At 46.4% G+C, this 16,517-nt stretch carries 14 protein-coding genes, 1 pseudogene and 1 riboswitch; of the genes and pseudogenes, 3 read left to right on the plus strand and 12 right to left on the minus strand.

Translation table 11 applies throughout. From position 1 onward, the window contains the following. Nucleotides 1–93: 93 nt before the first annotated feature. Nucleotides 94–1,002 carry a LysR family transcriptional regulator gene (locus tag L5M38_RS03450; protein WP_113940376.1) on the plus strand — a complete coding sequence of 303 codons (909 nt, stop codon included), beginning with the start codon at nt 94–96 and terminating at the stop codon, nt 1,000–1,002. A gap of 147 nt (nt 1,003–1,149) precedes the next feature. Here L5M38_RS03450 and L5M38_RS03455 read toward each other — a convergent pair whose 3' ends face one another. The 9 genes from L5M38_RS03455 to L5M38_RS03495 all read right to left on the minus strand — a co-directional run bounded on the left by L5M38_RS03455 (nt 1,150) and on the right by L5M38_RS03495 (nt 12,560). Continuing rightward, entirely contained in the window at nt 1,150–3,339 is a 2,190-nt protein-coding gene (locus L5M38_RS03455) for a putative metalloprotease CJM1_0395 family protein (RefSeq protein ID WP_263178360.1), read from the minus strand. A gap of 5 nt (nt 3,340–3,344) precedes the next feature. Further along, on the minus strand, nt 3,345–3,608 hold the full coding sequence (locus L5M38_RS03460; RefSeq protein ID WP_263178361.1) for a chemotaxis protein: 264 nt from the start codon (nt 3,606–3,608) through the stop codon (nt 3,345–3,347). Between the two features lie 102 nt (nt 3,609–3,710). Beyond that, nucleotides 3,711–4,826 (minus strand): 2-iminoacetate synthase ThiH, encoded by a 1,116-nt coding sequence (gene thiH / locus L5M38_RS03465; protein ID WP_263178362.1) that lies wholly within the window; start codon nt 4,824–4,826, stop codon nt 3,711–3,713. After that, nucleotides 4,823–5,587, minus strand: coding sequence for a thiazole synthase (locus tag L5M38_RS03470; protein WP_263178364.1), 765 nt, complete (start codon nt 5,585–5,587; stop codon nt 4,823–4,825). The genes thiH and L5M38_RS03470 overlap by 4 nt, the downstream gene beginning before the upstream one ends. 1 nt (nt 5,588) lies before the next feature. Next, a complete protein-coding gene (thiS, locus tag L5M38_RS03475; RefSeq protein ID WP_263138807.1) occupies nt 5,589–5,792 on the minus strand; it encodes a sulfur carrier protein ThiS in 204 nt (67 codons plus the stop codon). 1 nt (nt 5,793) lies between these two features. Further along, entirely contained in the window at nt 5,794–6,696 is a 903-nt protein-coding gene (locus L5M38_RS03480) for a HesA/MoeB/ThiF family protein (RefSeq protein ID WP_263178366.1), read from the minus strand. Continuing rightward, nucleotides 6,689–8,611 (minus strand): bifunctional hydroxymethylpyrimidine kinase/phosphomethylpyrimidine kinase, encoded by a 1,923-nt coding sequence (locus tag L5M38_RS03485; protein ID WP_263178367.1) that lies wholly within the window; start codon nt 8,609–8,611, stop codon nt 6,689–6,691. Before L5M38_RS03485 ends, L5M38_RS03480 begins: the two co-directional genes overlap by 8 nt. A 2-nt stretch (nt 8,612–8,613) precedes the next feature. Further along, nucleotides 8,614–10,701 carry a phosphomethylpyrimidine synthase ThiC gene (thiC, locus tag L5M38_RS03490; RefSeq protein ID WP_263178368.1) on the minus strand — a complete coding sequence of 696 codons (2,088 nt, stop codon included), beginning with the start codon at nt 10,699–10,701 and terminating at the stop codon, nt 8,614–8,616. Between the two features lie 201 nt (nt 10,702–10,902). After that, nucleotides 10,903–11,001: riboswitch (TPP riboswitch) on the minus strand. Between the two features lie 167 nt (nt 11,002–11,168). After that, entirely contained in the window at nt 11,169–12,560 is a 1,392-nt protein-coding gene (locus L5M38_RS03495; protein ID WP_263178369.1) for a hypothetical protein, read from the minus strand. Nucleotides 12,561–13,053: 493 nt separating this feature from the next. Between L5M38_RS03495 and trhA the strand changes: the two genes are divergently transcribed. Both trhA and L5M38_RS03505 read left to right on the plus strand, forming a co-directional pair. Further along, on the plus strand, nt 13,054–13,737 hold the full coding sequence (gene trhA / locus L5M38_RS03500; protein WP_263178370.1) for a PAQR family membrane homeostasis protein TrhA: 684 nt from the start codon (nt 13,054–13,056) through the stop codon (nt 13,735–13,737). Further along, a complete protein-coding gene (locus L5M38_RS03505; RefSeq protein ID WP_263178371.1) occupies nt 13,713–13,859 on the plus strand; it encodes a hypothetical protein in 147 nt (48 codons plus the stop codon). Before trhA ends, L5M38_RS03505 begins: the two co-directional genes overlap by 25 nt. A 55-nt stretch (nt 13,860–13,914) precedes the next feature. Here L5M38_RS03505 and L5M38_RS03510 read toward each other — a convergent pair whose 3' ends face one another. The 3 genes and pseudogenes from L5M38_RS03510 to L5M38_RS03520 all read right to left on the minus strand — a co-directional run bounded on the left by L5M38_RS03510 (nt 13,915) and on the right by L5M38_RS03520 (nt 16,304). After that, nucleotides 13,915–14,478 (minus strand): tRNA-uridine aminocarboxypropyltransferase, encoded by a 564-nt coding sequence (locus L5M38_RS03510; RefSeq protein WP_411569298.1) that lies wholly within the window; start codon nt 14,476–14,478, stop codon nt 13,915–13,917. A 193-nt stretch (nt 14,479–14,671) separates the two neighbouring features. Beyond that, the gene (locus tag L5M38_RS03515; RefSeq protein ID WP_012089309.1) at nt 14,672–15,202 is read right to left on the minus strand and encodes an NUDIX hydrolase; all 531 of its coding nucleotides are present in this window, start codon (nt 15,200–15,202) and stop codon (nt 14,672–14,674) included. Between the two features lie 285 nt (nt 15,203–15,487). Beyond that, nucleotides 15,488–16,304 (minus strand): annotated as a pseudogene (locus L5M38_RS03520) (tRNA (adenine(22)-N(1))-methyltransferase). Between the last annotated feature and the right edge of the window lie 213 nt (nt 16,305–16,517).

Below are 16,517 nucleotides of genomic sequence, written 5' to 3' on the forward strand. Positions count from 1 at the left end.
GTCGTGAAAATGACTGACTCTATGATATTTAATTGAAAAAGTCGTAAGAAGTGGCCACTATAAGCCCCAATCTATCGTTTTTTTGAGATTATAATGACTCGAGCTAAATCTACCTTAGAACAATGGCGTATTTTGCAAGCGGTGGTCGATTTTGGCGGCTATGCCCAAGCGGCCGAAAAACTCAACAAGAGTCAATCGTCACTTAACCATGCCGTTGCCAAATTACAGCATCAATTAGGTATCGAGCTACTCGAAGTCAAAGGCCGTAAAGCCTATCTCACCCCGCAGGGCGAAGTGCTGCTGCGCCGCTCACGGCATGTCACCCAAGCCGTCAACGAGTTAGAACAACTTGCGAGTAATCTTGAACAAGGGTGGGAGCCGACACTCACGATTGCCCGTGAAATTATCTATCCGATGGAAAGCTTAGTGTGTGCCCTCAATGCGTTTCTGCCCCACAGTCGTGGCACTCGAATCATCATGCTGGACTCAGTGATCACCGGTACTCAAGAGCTCATTCTGCAGAGTAAAGTCGATATTGCTATCTGTGCAGGGGTGCCGCCTAAAGGGTATTTATCCGAACCCTTATGTGAACAAGAACTCTACCTCGTCTGTCATCCAAATCACCCACTCGCTGATTTAGGCACAATTGAAGACGATAAACTATTGGCACAATATTTACAGTTAGTGATTAAAGATACTGGTGTACAATCCAACATTGATATCGGCTGGCTCAAAGCTGAGCAGCGCTGGACAGTCTCTAACTTCCATGAAGCTAAAGTCATTTTAAATCAAGGTATTGGTTTCTGTTGGATCCCCTCTTTCTTAGTCCAAGAAGAATTGGCTTCGGGTAATCTAGTACGTTTACATCTTGAGGGTAGCCAAAAACGTCGCATCATGTTGAGCTTAGTTATCCCTAATAGGGATCAACAAGGGCCTGCATCAAAACTGCTTGCTTCCTTGATTTTAAAACAGCATGGAATTGAAACGACGAATAGTCATTAACAGCAAGATACCAAACGAGTTATCAATTCGAGTGAGCAAAACGATAAGTGCTAACTGCTGATTAAATGGTTAGTTCTTAGTGGTACTGAGAAGTTGTTTCGAAAAAGATGATGAACAGCGAATCATGGGAATAGTTAAAGCCTAATCTTACACACTAAAGTCGACATAGCGCGCTTGTTGATCACCCAAATATTGCGGCTGAATAAATCCCGTCTCCTGTAAAAGGTCATCCTTCACATATAACTCGCTCTGCAAAGACACATTCGTATTCGCGCTAGCACTGATATTTGAAGACTGCTCATTTACATCGTTTGCGGACAAAACATCCGTAGATTGCAAATTGCTAAGCAGCTCATTTGAAGATGCCAGATACGAAGACTGAATATTGGCTTGCGACGTCATATCGACACGAGCTGAAGGTCCAGCACTGGCTTGTGCAACCGCGACATAATAACGGCTTGCAGCACTATCGGATCTTGAGATAAAACCCGTCGCTAAATCCGCTGAAGTTGAAGCTTCTCCAAATGCTAAAGTTGCGGTCGGTGGCTCAATCGTTTCCACTGTGGTCGATGTAGTGACTGAGTCACTGATATCAGAAGAGGTTTTCGAACCAGTATCAATGACTCTCGTGTTGGCCGTTTGCGCCTCGATCGCTTGTTTTAGCTTATCAAGCGCAGTAGAGGCGGGGGTGAATACAGCCTCTTGGGGCTGAGCAATATTACCGGACTCATCAACGTCTCCCGTCACTACAGGTGTATGTTTTTCTAACGGTGGCAACTCTTTGATTTGTGCATCTGCGTCTATTAATGTTTGAGTCGTTTGCAAGTCAACAATTTGTTTTTGTCGCTCCTCTGCCAGCATCACCTTAGCTTCATTCATTTTTTGCAAGGCTTCCGCGGCAACACGGATATCCGCTGATGACGGGTCAACAGGAGCCATTGCTGCGGCATAAACTTGCTTCATTTTGTTTATCGTTGCAAGCGGGTCGCCTCCCACTGGAGAGACATCAATCTGCACTTCGCCATCGGTGGCGTAACGTTGGCCATCAGCACCCTTTTCATACTTAAAACTCGGGCTCTGAGCGTATTGTCCTCCGACGGTTGCGTGGGCATGCTCATGGGCTTTAACCTCTGAATCTCGAGTTTTAAGCTCATCGACTTGCTGTTGCTGTTGAGCCTGCACTTTTTCTTGGGCTTGTATCTCTTGTTCCTGAGCCTGTTGAACCAGTGATTGCTGCTTTGCCTCTTCCGCTGCTGCAATTTGCTGTTTCTGCGATTCTTCTTCCTGTACTTGCTTTTCAAGCTGATTATCATTTGGGGCAAAGACAGCAGCTAAGACTTGTTGACTATCATCTGGATTAGACGCTGTCGCAGGAGCATCTACAGGACCAGCTTGAGCCTGAGCTTCACCGAAAACTTGAGTAAATTGTTCTAACACAGTCGGTTGAGCAACATCATTGCTAGCTGATTGATCTAAGGCTTGCGCAGAGTTTGACTGACCAACAGGCCCTGCACTCGTTGCTATACTCTTATTTACAGCACTGTTGATTACAGAATCAGACGTAGAGGGATCAACTAACGCAGCTCCAGTAAAGACAGTTTGTGGTCCAAACACTGCAGCTAAATCAGGCATTATTGGAGAAACATCACCCGTGCTAGATGGATTGAAAGCAGGAATATCAGTACCACTAGTGCCAATTGATGGACTCAGAGGCGTAAAAATATCAACGGGAATATTGCTCGTTACACTGAGATTTGGACTTATTGTAGCCAAGGAATTTACCCCAAGTCCGCTATTACTCGTACCCGCGACTGGCGAAAATACCTGAGTAGAAATAGGTGCCGCAATCTGTCCCCCGCGTACACCAGAAATGGATCTTGGTCCTGTTAACAAACTAAAACTCGCATCGGCATGTAAGCTAGCTCGATCATTTAACGTATTTACCTGAGGATTGCTCCTTGGCGTTGGTACGGAAAAAGGATCGATCTTGGGTGCTTGGCTTGCACCATTCAGTACAGGAAGTACAGATGCAGCAGTTGATGAAACAGCACTAGAAGCAGCAAAAGACACATTCGGTGATGAGTGGAGAGATTGAGAAACGTTAGCAGCTAATGAAGTAATAGGCGTGGCTTGAACTGGAGCAAATGAAGTTCCAGTAACCTGTAGTTCATGGACACCACTCGCTTCAATTTTTGAGGAGCCTGCAGTGTGAGCGCTGGCTCCTTGATAAGTGCTATTAGCGTGACTCTGGCTTAGATTCGAGCTGAGCATCTTATCATGTGCCGAAAATGAAGAGGATGGCGCTCCAACCTTAGGTGATAGCGCCACAACCGACATGATATTTACACCTTAATATTAATGATCGAACCTATCGTTTCAGAATCAGTTTCAATCACTTCTGTTGATGCTTCCCCTTGTCTTAATGACTCATTAGCGGTAAGTAATGCCGAGGTTTTATCGGGCTGGGCAACATCTTTTGCAGGCTCTGCCGGAGATGCACTTTGCGTCGGTGTCGGTTTAGCCACATCTATTGTTGCTTGAGTGAGCCCAGATTGAGCACTTTGCAAGCCTTGCAGACCGGATGAATAAGCAGATTGGATTTGCATAACGGTATTCCTGCACGCTGTGATTAATGGGTCAATTATTGACCAGTTACCTGCAAAAGTACAGGTTTTATCCGCATTCTCACCATTTATTTACGGTCTTATTTATCCTGTGATCCAATTGGCTTCCCAATCCTTAAATACGGGATTAAAACCCTGCCGTTGCATCTGTTCGATGACTTGCTCGACGCTGCGATCATCGCTTATCTCAAATTGATCGAGTTGACTGTCGGGTGCTTGATAGCCGCCCGGTTGTGTCGAACTACCCGCACTGATGTGAGTAATTCCAAGTGGTAAAAGATTATCCCTCAGCTCAGGGCTTTCCCTTGTCGACATACTGATATCAAGCTGATGATTAAAAAGTCTAAATGCACAAATCATTTGTACTAAACCTAAATCCGATAGCATAACTTTTGGGGTGATCCCGCCAGTACAAGGCCTTAACCTTGGCAGCGAAATACTAAAGCGAGTGCGCCAATAGCGACGCTCTAAATAGTCAATATGATATCCCATCATTAACGCATCTAAACGCCAATCATCCAGCCCCAGTAATACCCCAAGACCAATTTTATCGACCCCCGCCGCCGCAACTCTGTCCGGTGTTGCTAAGCGATAGGCAAAATCCATTTTTTTACCTCGGGAATGGTGACGAGCATAAGTCTCGGGCTGATAGGTCTCCTGATAAATCATCACAGCATCTAAACCTAGCGCGACTAACTGGCGATAATGGTCCTCACTCATGGGTTGGACCTCTATCGCCACATGGCTAAATTGCTGCTTTACCAATGGTAAAATTTGTTTGAAGTAATCGATACCAACCTTAGTTTCATGCTCACCCGACACCAGTAAAATAGAATCGAACCCCCTATTTTTGATAATGACCATCTCGGCCATCAACTCCTGCTCATTCAAGGTCTTGCGTTTGAGTTTGTTACTCATGCTAAAACCACAGTAATCACATTCATTAGCGCACAGATTCGAGACGTATAGCGGTAAATACATGCCCAGATTCGCGCCAAATCGCTGCCGCGTAAGCGCCGCTGAATGTTGTGCCATGGTTTCGATATAAGGTTCCGCCGCAGGTGATAACAAGGCCAGTAAGCTGCGTAAATCCCCTGCTGGACTCACTAACGCCCGCTCGACATCTTGGGCTGTGCAAGAATACAAATCGAGTAACAGTTTATCCCGTGGAATGTTGGCAAATTCAGCTACAAAATTCATTGGTTTAAAAATCCCGTCAGAGGACTGGTCTGTACCGCGCCCGTTTGTACTCGGCCAAGCCCAGCTTCAAAGGCTCGCCGACCGCATTGCACCGCCTCCTTAAAGCACTCGGCCATCACTATCGGCGACGCGCTGCTGGCGATAGCTGTGTTAACGAGCACCGCATCGGCGCCCAGCTCCATTGCTCGCGCAGCCTGTGAAGGCGCGCCAATGCCGGCATCGATCACCACTGGCACCCGCGCCTGCTCTATGATGATTTTTAAAAAGCTTTCAGTGACTAAACCTTGATTACTGCCAATCGGACTCGCCAGTGGCATAACAGCAGCGCAGCCCACTTCTTCCAAGCGGCGACAGAGCACAGGATCGGCATGCACGTAGGGCAACACGATAAAGCCTTTCTCACAGAGGATTCTGGCCGCCTCTAAGGTTTCAATCGCATCGGGCATTAGGTACTTAGGGTCTGGATGGATTTCGAGCTTAATCCAATGAGTTCCCAGCATTTCACGGGCAAGCTCTGCCGCAAACACCGCTTCCTTGGCGTTTCTCGCCCCCGAAGTGTTAGGCAATAGCCGGACACCCGCTTGACGTAACGGCGTGAGTAAATCATCAAGCCCCATTTTAAAATCAATTCTTTTCATCGCGACTGTGACTAACTGCGATTTTGAAGCCGTTATCGCCTCAAGCATCACTTGGCTATTGCTGAATTTTCCCGTTCCGGTAAATAACCGTGATTCAAACTCCACATCGGCAATCGTTAACATATTAGCCTCCCGCCACTGCTGAAAAAAGTTCTAATTTATCTTCATGTTGGCAGAGAATAGATTGCCAGCGGTTGCGCGGAACCACCTCTGCATTCAACACGATAGCAACTGAGTCGAGGGCAATATCTTGCGCGAGGATCACAGCCGCGAGTGACGTCGGTTCAGTCAACGACTGTGGGATATTATTTATGTGAATTAAAATCATATCAAACCTCAAGATTATCTTTATTTGATGATAGATAAGCCCCTTTGGGGCCACATATGTCACAATGGGGATCCCGCGTTAATATCGCCGCAGTCCATGAAAGTGATTTAGCGTCGAAGCGCCAAAAACGCCCCAACAAGGCACTTTTCGATTCATTACAACTATCCATATTCAACAAAAGTTGCATAATAGCCACCAAAGATTGCATTGACGCCATCACGCCCACGCTCGGACCAAGTACGCCTTGGGTACTGCAGCTCTGTGACACTCTCGTCTGTGCGGGGAAAATACAGTGATAACAACCACCAGAGGGGAACTGCACTTGATCGACTGCAAACAATTGGCCGCTAAATGCTGCGATTGACGCGCTGACTAAAGGTAAAGCAGCTTCGATACAGCTGCGATTAATGGCTTGGCGGGTCGCAAAGTTATCAGTGCAGTCAAGCACGAGCACTCTTTTACCCTGTTGTTTTAATTGTAAAACCTCAGCGAAGTGATGAGCTGATGTCTCAGCACTAAATACTGTTTCATGGGCAGTAACAGTGCACTGCGGCGCTAAGCCTTTGAGCTTTTGCTTGGCAACTCGCGCCTTATTGAGTCCAATGTCGGCATCGGTGAATAGCAATTGTCTTGGTAGATTCGAAACTTCAACCTTATCCATGTCGATTAAGGTCAAGTTGCCAATGCCAGCACAAGCCAGATACTGCGCCGCCAATTGCCCTAAGCCGCCAAGCCCTACAATAACAACGCTGGCGTCGACCAATTGCAATTGCCCTGCCTCACCGACCTCTGGCAATAAGACTTGCCGAGAATAACGCATGAAATCTGAATCACTGAGTGTATGAGCGCTTTGTGTACCGTCGCAAAGAACCTCTGCGTGAGCAAGCGGTTGGTTTTTACTCATGCTTAGCAACCAACTCATGCTTTACAGCCAGTTCTTCAGACAAGTTACATTGCTCCCACGCTTGGCTCAACTCTGCAAATGCTGCGACTGGATCCTGAGCCTCGGTTATTGCGCGCACCACAGCAATATTGCCGACCCCAGTGGCTTTCACCTTTGCCAGATTAGCTAAGTCGATGCCGCCAATGGCGACCAAGGGATAGTGGTCTTGGAGTAACGCCACATAATGTTTAAGTTTTGCGAGCCCTTGGGGCGCCGAAGGCATTTGCTTCGTCGTGGTTGAGAATATATGCCCAAGCGCTATGTAGGATGGCGAGTATTGATGCGCCAGTAGCAACTCAAAATAACTGTGGCTGGATATACCTAATGCGAGCCCTGCCGACTGAATGGCCGCTAAGTCGGTAACGGCGAGATCTTCTTGGCCTAAATGTACCCCAAAGGCATGGTATTTTATCGCTAACTGCCAGTGATCATTAATAAAAAGCTGTGCATTAAAATGCTTACCTAAGGCAATGGCCGTTTGAATTAGTGCTTCTAATTCAGAGCCAACCAACTCAGACTTACCTGACTCACATTTGCCTAAATCAGATTCGGCTAGCGCTGCACTAGATAACTCGCTGATGTCGGTTTTTATCCGTAACTGCAAGGTTTTAACGCCTGCAGCTAACAAACTCTCCAGCATGGTTAAGTCACTCACAACAGGGTAAACACCAAGATCGGCATCGAGCACTTTAAAACCGTGGGATAAAATATTTTGAGGTGGCGTCGAGGCTATTCTTACCTGAGCGGTTGCCTGATCTGTTGCAGATAAAGCTGTTGCAACTAAATCACTTATAATATCAAGGTGTTGGTTGAGTTGATGACTAATAAAATTGCCATCACACAGCCTTATCTTTGCATAGCGGGACAAGTCATTGGGCCACCCCGTACGGGCCAACGGCCCTGGACCTTGCCCTAAACCAATCGCCGCGCTTAAGCCTTGACTCACGTAGGCTTTGGCAACCACCACCGCATCTTGTAATACAAAACCCTGCGCTAACACGGTGGCAATGGCCGATGACAAAGTACAGCCGCTACCATGGTTATGACGGGTATTAACCCGCGGGCTTGCCAACCAGAAACGCCCATTTTGATGCAGCTCAGAGCTAGCGCGTACTTGATGGCAAACCAGATAATCCTCGGCAAGCTCAAAATCCCAGCCGTTGCTATCGAGAGTGCTAACATGAACATTAGCCTGAGTTTGAGCATGAGTGTTATCGTGAGTTTTAGCATGAGTATCAGCAAGAATGTCAGTGCTGCCAAAGCTCACATCGCCCCCTTTAGCGAGCACACTGCAATCTAAACTCTGGGATAAAGCCTGTGCTGCAGCAACGAACTGCGATTTGGTCGAAACATCACTGTGAGTTAACCGCCTAAGTTCAAGCACATTGGGCGTGATAAGTTCGATTAAACCTTTGAAAGGCCTAAAATCTAAGGCTGATTTGGCCGCACTTTTTATATCCTGACAGTTATCTACTGCTAATGCATCGCCACAACTGGCGACCATCACTGGATCGACAATCACAGGCACAGATGGATACTGGATTTTAAAACTCGCGATCCAATCTGCCAGCAATGCCACTTGAGTTTGATCTGCCAGTAAGCCGATTTTAATTGCTTTGGGTGGCAAGTCGGAAAGTAGAGTCGTCAGCTGAGCCATTAACATCGCCGCTGATACGGGCTCAACTAAAGTGACCGCCACTGAGCTTTGCGCCGTCACTGTGGTGATCACGCTGCAACCGTGACAACCCAAATCTTGAATCGTGGCCAAGTCCGCCTGAATACCGGCACCGCCGCCGCTGTCTGAACCGGCTATGGTCCAAACAAATGCGGGGCGAGCGGTATTCATGGGCGAATTACCCCCATGAATACCCGACATAATTAGGCTTCCTCTGCTTCGGCGACAAGCTTGTCTTTCACGTGATAGATCTCGGCGCCCGAAGCAGCAAATTGTGCCGATTTTAGCGCCATTGCCGCTTCCAACTCCTGCGGCGTCTTGATTGTGACTTGCATGGCTTGGGCAGCCGCTTCAACTTGCTCCGCTTTCGCTTGTGCCGCCTCTAAGCCAGCGGCATAGGCACGTACATCTTGGGTGATTTTCATCGAACAAAATTTAGGGCCGCACATAGAGCAAAAATGCGCGACTTTAGCGGATTCCTGCGGTAAAGATTCATCGTGATAAGCACGCGCGGTTTCAGGATCGAGTCCTAAATTATATTGATCTTCCCAGCGGAATTCGAACCGCGCCTTTGCCAGCGCATTGTCACGAATTTGCGCACTCGGATGACCTTTGGCCACATCGGCGGCGTGGGCAGCAATCTTATAAGCAATCAAACCTTGCTTAACATCTTGTTTATTCGGTAATCCTAAGTGTTCTTTTGGCGTGACATAACACAACATAGCGCAGCCGTACCAAGCGATCATGGCCGCGCCTATGCCGGAGGTGAAATGATCATACCCAGGGGCGATATCGGTGATTTGCGGGCCAAGCGTGTAAAACGGCGCTTCATCGCAGTGAGCTAACTGCTTGTCCATGTTCTCTTTAATGAGCTGCATCGGGATATGTCCCGGCCCTTCGATAATGGTTTGTACGTCGTATTCCCATGCGATTTTGACTAGCTCACCTAAGGTTTCAAGCTCTGCAAACTGGGCGGCATCATTGGCGTCGGCAATTGAGCCTGGACGCATACCATCACCTAAAGACAGGGATACATCGTAGGCAACGCAAAGCTCACAGATCTCACGAAAATGGCTGTAGAGGAAGTTTTCCTTATGATGGCTCAAGCACCATTTGGCCATGATTGAACCGCCGCGGGAAACGATCCCAGTAACGCGTTTAGCCGTCATCGGCACATAACGTAGCAGTACACCAGCATGAATCGTAAAGTAATCAACACCTTGCTCAGATTGTTCAATCAAGGTATCGCGGAACACTTCCCAGGTTAAATCCTCTGCCACGCCGTTCACTTTCTCCAGCGCTTGATAAATCGGCACAGTGCCGATGGGCACCGGTGAGTTACGGATGATCCACTCACGGGTCTCGTGAATATAACGACCCGTGGATAAATCCATGACAGTATCTGCGCCCCAACGGGTAGACCAAACGAGCTTTTCCACTTCTTCCTCGATGGAAGAGGTCACCGCAGAATTACCAATATTGGCATTCACTTTCACCAGAAAGTTACGCCCGATGATCATAGGTTCGGCTTCGGGATGGTTAATATTCAGCGGAATTATCGCGCGGCCACGGGCAACTTCGGCGCGGACAAATTCAGCGGTAATCGGTTCGCCGACTAAGGCACCAAAAGCTTCGCCCTTGGCTTTACGATTGAGGATTTCATCCTGTACTTGCGCAAGTGCCATGTTCTCGCGGATCGCCACATATTCCATTTCGGGCGTGATAACCCCTTGACGGGCATAGTGTAATTGACTAACTCGTTTGCCCTGCAGTGCTCTGCGTGGGCGGACAATGGCACTCGAACCCGCCTCAAAACGCAGATGGTCTAAACCGTCGTCAGCGAGTCTTTGTTGGGTAAAATCTGAGGTGGCACAGGGTAATTGCTCTGTGTCGTTGCGGGCTAGGATCCAGTTTTGTCTTAATTTACCAAGACCTAGACGTACATTGATGTCGGCCTCAGGATCGGAATAAGGTCCGGCGCAATCATACACTCGAATTGGCGGATTTTTTTCCATGATAGGCGCATCATCTGTGCCGCCGACAAGGGTGTCAGTCTGCAGGATTTGCCGCATGCCAACGCGTATATCGACACTGGAACCTTCGAGGTAAATCTTTTGTGAATTAGGATGTTGCAGCGGCGCTAACGTATCGATAAAGGCTTGGGCCTGCGCGCGGGTTTCGCGGCGACTCGGTGCCTTAGGCACGGTTGATTGACTAGGCACTGTCACTTCTAGCGATGTGCTTTCTCTAGAAATAGCAGCTACAGCTGGGTTTGGGTTTGAACTGGACATAAGCAATCTCACGTTAAAAAATGGAGTTGCTTGTCTGGAGAATTGAGTTGTTGATAGCTGGACATGGCAATCAACTTTTGTGGCCAACACTGGCTTCAAAAATTGAGTTACCCTGCTCAATAACGATTAAATCTAAACATTAAGGCTTAAAACACTGCTGAGTTAACAGGTGTTCAAGCCGTCTATTTTGGCGATTTAATGTGTGTTATTACGCTTGTTTCCTTCGCAGGTTTTAACCTGATCAGGTTCAACGGATCCCGAATAAACGGTCTCAGCCAAGAGGCACTCCGACAAGATGAGTGCGCAGTATAGACAGAAGCGGCAGCAACAAACAAGGAAAAAAGCAATTAAAAATCTTAACCACCAATCCAAAATAAAGATTCATAATTAATTGTTTTTAATTGATTAAATAAAATGAAACCAAAAAATCTATAATTAGCATGAAAATAAATCATAAAAGAAAGTCACTATTTATGGGGTTTGAGCATCATTTTGTTTAATCGAGATTGAATGGCATCATCAATAGCTTGATTGATTTTTTTGCCACTGCAGTTAATGGGAAAACCTAAATTTTCGGCGTTAGGATTAACTTGAGTGCCGACTTGTACCACGCGATAACAAGTATCCCCTTTACGCACAATACGATTTGGGTCTAAGGGTAAGTCTAGACTCGTTGTGCCACCGAAATCATCAGCATTAGGGACAAATAGCACCTCCATCTCTGGGCTCATTTCACTCATATTCGATTTCCGGGTGAACTTATCGGCCTGTTCAATGACGAGAGCATCGAGCGCTTGCTCGCGCTGACGTTCAAAATATTGCTGGGTGAATAAACTCATGCTTGAGCTTGTCGCTATTGTGCTCTCACCTTCTGCTGCAGGCGAGCTCTTAGCGCCAAGCTGCGGCTTTAATTCTGAGGTATCCAACGTATTCGTTGGTTTTGTTGCCATCGTTTCAGTGGGTTGTTCATCACTTGGGGCAATTGATTGAGTTTTCTTTGATTGAGATTGGCTCGATTGAGTGATGTTCGGTTTAACCGTATCTGGGTTCACTTTTTCCGACTCTACTTTTTCAGAGACGGCCTTTTCGGGTGCTATTGTTTCAGGCATGACCTTTTCAAGTATTGGCAGAGGCTTCACTTGAGTTTGAGGTGTGGGAACAATTGTAGGCGTAACAGAACTTGTCGCTTCAGTCTTATCCTCGGCCTTGATCTCAGTTTTGGACTCCGAGGTTTTGGACTCCGAGGTTTCGGCTTTCTCTACCACGGGAGCATAAATAAAGTAAGCCTTGATCGCTGTCACTTTAGGGCCACGGCTTTCTATTTCCTTCAATCCAAAGGGATTTAACTGCGGGCGCCACAAAATGCAGATAAGTAAAAATAAACACGCATGCACTAAGAGCACAAAAAATAACAAACTGAATCCTTTGAAATACGGCTGACGAGCACGCAAAACGGATCCCGTCCCCAATCCCTGAGCACTAGTTTGTATCGTCCTAGACAGTTCAGGTTTGGATTCAGATTCAGATTCAGAAACCAATTTATCTTGATCTTGATGTTCAGCACGGATTTCTTGCAGTACCAAATCTTGGGCTTGCTCTTGGTCTATAGCTTGGGTGTCATGCTCAGTGACTAAAAAGCCTGCACCGCTATTGAACGCTAATGGCTCCGCATTAGTGGTAAAAACAGGCGTTTGAGCAGCATCCAGTTCACCGAGCTGATGATCAAAGGCGATAAAAGTCTCACCTTCTGGCGATATGGCCGAAATCAGCAAAGCACTATCGACATCATCTCCAATCGCTATCGCTGTATGAGATGCTGTCAATAAAGGCGCGGCCTTGGGTTGATGTTGAAAAGGCAAAATCCATCCTTAGGTTTTGTATAGTATCCATTGATTTCAATGATGCTTAACGTGGAACGATTGCACTCTAATCAATATCAATCCAATATCGGGTTGGTGAATATTGAAAGCGAATTATCTATTGATTGCATTTACTTACGAGTGCTCAACGCAGATTAGAGGAGGCAAACAGAGCAAAGTTCAATGCGAATGCAACCTGCTACAAGCACAGTACTTTACGCCAGTGCTTGATAAGCCACTTGCCAGTTAAGACAAATAAGGCTGGGAATTGGGATCATAATCGCGCTAAATTGAATGTTAAATCTCACGTCTTGAAGCGAGTAGCATCATCAATGCGATGCACTGATGGGAGTGCAAGACAGCATTAAAAATCTAAAAGATGAAAAATAGAAGCCAACCATAAACTTAAGCTTACAAGTGTACGCTTAAATATGGTGATTTATTTTTCTAACTGATAGACTCAGTCATTATCGTTTACGAGTGTGTATCTACCATGTCGAGTCAAAGTGTTACCGAACAGCCAAACACAGTTAAAAACCCGGTAAAATCTAGACCATATAGTATCAAAGAAGAGATCGCTAACAGTGTATCCCATGGCCTAGGTGTCATTGCGGGGATTGTGGCATTGGTGCTCATGCTGCTTAAAGGTCAAGATCACCTAACGCCAATTCAACTTACGGGCGTAACCATTTATGGTGCGAGCATCATAGTGCTTTTCCTATGCTCGACGTTATATCACAGCGTTAGCCATTCAGGCTGGAAACATAAACTGAAGATCGCCGATCACTGCGCTATTTACTGTTTAATTGCAGGAACTTACACACCTTTGATGCTGATAAGCTTACAAGGCACGCAGTCGATAGTGATTTTAACGGCCATTTGGTCGCTTGCAATTGGTGGGATCCTATTTAAGACGTTATTTATTCACAAATTCAAAAAGTTAAGCTTAGTCTTGTATCTCGCTATGGGTTGGCTATGTGTCACTGTGATGGGCGATTTAACGGCGGCGATGTCAGAGGTAGGCTTTAATCTATTAATCTTAGGCGGGTTATTTTACACCTTAGGAGTGGTGTTCTACGTCGGTAAACGCATTCCATTTAACCATGCCATTTGGCATTTGTTCGTGCTTGGCGGTGCCATGAGTCACTTTCTGTGTATATATCTGACTGTTATTTAAATGATTATGATTTAACTGATGGTGATTTAACTGATGGTGATTTAACTGGCTCTGATTTAAATGACTATGACTTAACAGATGGTGATTCAACTGACGGTGATTTATCTATGGGTCAAAGCTAAAAGTCGTTAATTATCTATTCATGCACTTCCTCGAACACTCTCTCAAACACTGCAATCAAGTACGGTTATTCAATTCAGCAAACAGCGACGCTAATAGCGTCGCTTGTTCTGCTCTGCCACACTGGCGCCAAAGCGCAATAATACATTCTGCGGTACACAAGCCCCCTTCTTGCTGATTACGCCGCAATATAAAAGCGGATTCAGGCATAAGTGGTGGCAAACTGACTCGTGCAGCCGTTTTCAGATAGGGGCTCTGGCGCAGCATCTTACGTGCCTCCTGCCAGGTTGCATCTAAAATCACCACTTGGCTCGGCATTCGCTGTTCTGCTATCACTGTAGATTGTGCTGCCGCTAACAACATTTGTGCATTCGAGAGCACTGGCTCAGCTAAATCCGTATCTAAGTAGTTATGTTCAGTGGGCAAAGCGGGCTCAGTTTCACTTGCTGGAAACAACAGTTTAGCCTGCTGCGATGCCAGCATAGCCACTAAATCGTTATCAGGTGCCGTTCTCGACCAGACGATACTTTTCACCTCTTCAGGGAATGCGGCTAACGCGAGTTGACCAGTATTTGTTTTGCGGCTTAACTCGCGTTCGTGGGTCAATAAAATAATCTGCATTGCCTTCCTTGCTGCGGCAAAAGAATGAGAAATAGCATTAAACATCTACTGTTGTCAGCCACAGGCTCGAAGCAGTATCAGCTTAAAAGATCAGGTTGAAATAACGACGTTTAATCGCTAACCAAACCCTGCTCACTCAGTTATGTGTGAAATAAAATCATATATTAAACACATGATTTGAAAGTGATATAACTTACAAACATTCCAACACTATCTGTTTTAGCAGAAAAGTTTCACGCTCTATTGATTGGCCTTTATGGGGATGATTACGCTGAATATCTTCGTTATGAGCGATAGCTTGATGAATATTAAGCCATTCAGGCCGCATGCCATTTTTTATCTCATGGGCTTCTAATCGAGTCTCACCTAAACCACGCTCGCCCAGTGAGGTGTCGATACGGCACACGTAACAGAATGACTCCATGTGCACTACGTTCGCCCCTTCACGATACCAAGGCCGAAACTCTTCGTAACGACCAAAGGGGGCTAACACTTGAATGTCTAGGGCGCCGGTTTCTTCCTGTAGCTCGCGGATCAGTCCATCTTCGAGACTCTCGCCATCATCAATTCCGCCTCCGGGTAAGCTGTAGTCGCGGTATTTTTGGGTATAAAGTAGCAAAATGTCTTCACCCGATAACACTATCGCGCGGGCAGCTCTGCGATAAAAAACGCGTGCCGTCTGTAGGTTAACCGCAGGATCTTGGGTAGTTCTCAATAAACGCATCGTCGTAGCCATTTGCCGAAAAGGAGTCGAAGCATAAACGAAAATGCGCCAAATGCAGATCAAAAACTGCCACAGAGGCAATAATCGCACTCAGTCCAGTCCGAGTGATTAATAGGTTTTAACGATTACAAGATTGATTGTTAACGGTTTATGCTAAAATCGTTTTACCCATAATATTAACAACGAGATCGCGATGCATCAGCTCTTTCGCCTGATCCTCATCTTTGGTGCTCATCTTTGGTTCTCATCTTAGTTCTCAGCGTAATGCCCAAGCGGCAAAAATGCTCAAGCGCATTCAAGCTCACTCATACTCACTCAAGAGCTGGGCCAATTGCTGCTGATAGGCGTGAATAATTTCAGGAGTTTGCTTGTGCGCCGGCATGCGTTGGTAATGGCCAATCAGCTGCGACAGGTAGTGGTGTGCTCGCGGCAGGTTTGCTTCATCTAACGTCTGCCATATTAACGACCCCGTAGTAGTGATAGGCAGACCATTTGGATCTATGATTGTGCTGACGTGGAGGATTTCGTAGAAACGTTGATTCTCTTCCAATAAGTGTTCCGACTTAAGCCCTAGCCCTAAGGCCGAAAGTGATTGCCTGACATAGTAATTATGATGCACGGGACACAAAATAAACTCGAGGTGCCGCAGTGGGTGTTGAGCTAGAATTGCCCGCACTAATTCCACCAGCAATTCACCACCCACGCCAGCGATGATAATCAACTGTTTATCTTTGTCACTGGTTTGCTCGAGCGGTAAAGCCGCGACATCGAGGCAATGCACTTGCCACTGAGTATGACGATATAAGTTTGAGTTTGGTTCTTGGTTTGACTGTGAGTCTATGTCTGGGTTTAAGTCTGGATCTGAGTGTGGCGCTAAATTGGGATTAAGGCCTGATATCTCTGCGGGAAAGAAACGCTGCAACCGCAGTTCAAGCGCCTGCATTAGCGAAGGCACACAATCGACAAAATGCACTTGGCGAGCAACATTCCTTTTTAACAACAGCATACCGAGCAAACCATGATCGCAGCAGCAATCCCAAATATGATCGTAATGACCAGTGATCATACTGTCTATCTGTTGTAAACGTTGGCTAATTTTCACGGTTTGACCTTACTGCTGCGGCTTTTAACACTGTAAATCCCACGCTAAATCCCACGCTAAATTGCATTTTTAAGCAAAAAGAAAGCGCGCAGTTTACCCGAGTCAAAAGCAAACCACATCTTTTGTTCGTGCCCTCGCAATGCTTCACGTCACGTCTGTTACGCCACGCCTTAATATGGTGAATACGTATGCAGGCCGTTGCGGTTAAAAAGC

It is taken from the genome of Shewanella sp. SM101 (assembly GCF_025654465.1).
GTDB classification, from domain to species: domain Bacteria; phylum Pseudomonadota; class Gammaproteobacteria; order Enterobacterales; family Shewanellaceae; genus Shewanella; species Shewanella oncorhynchi.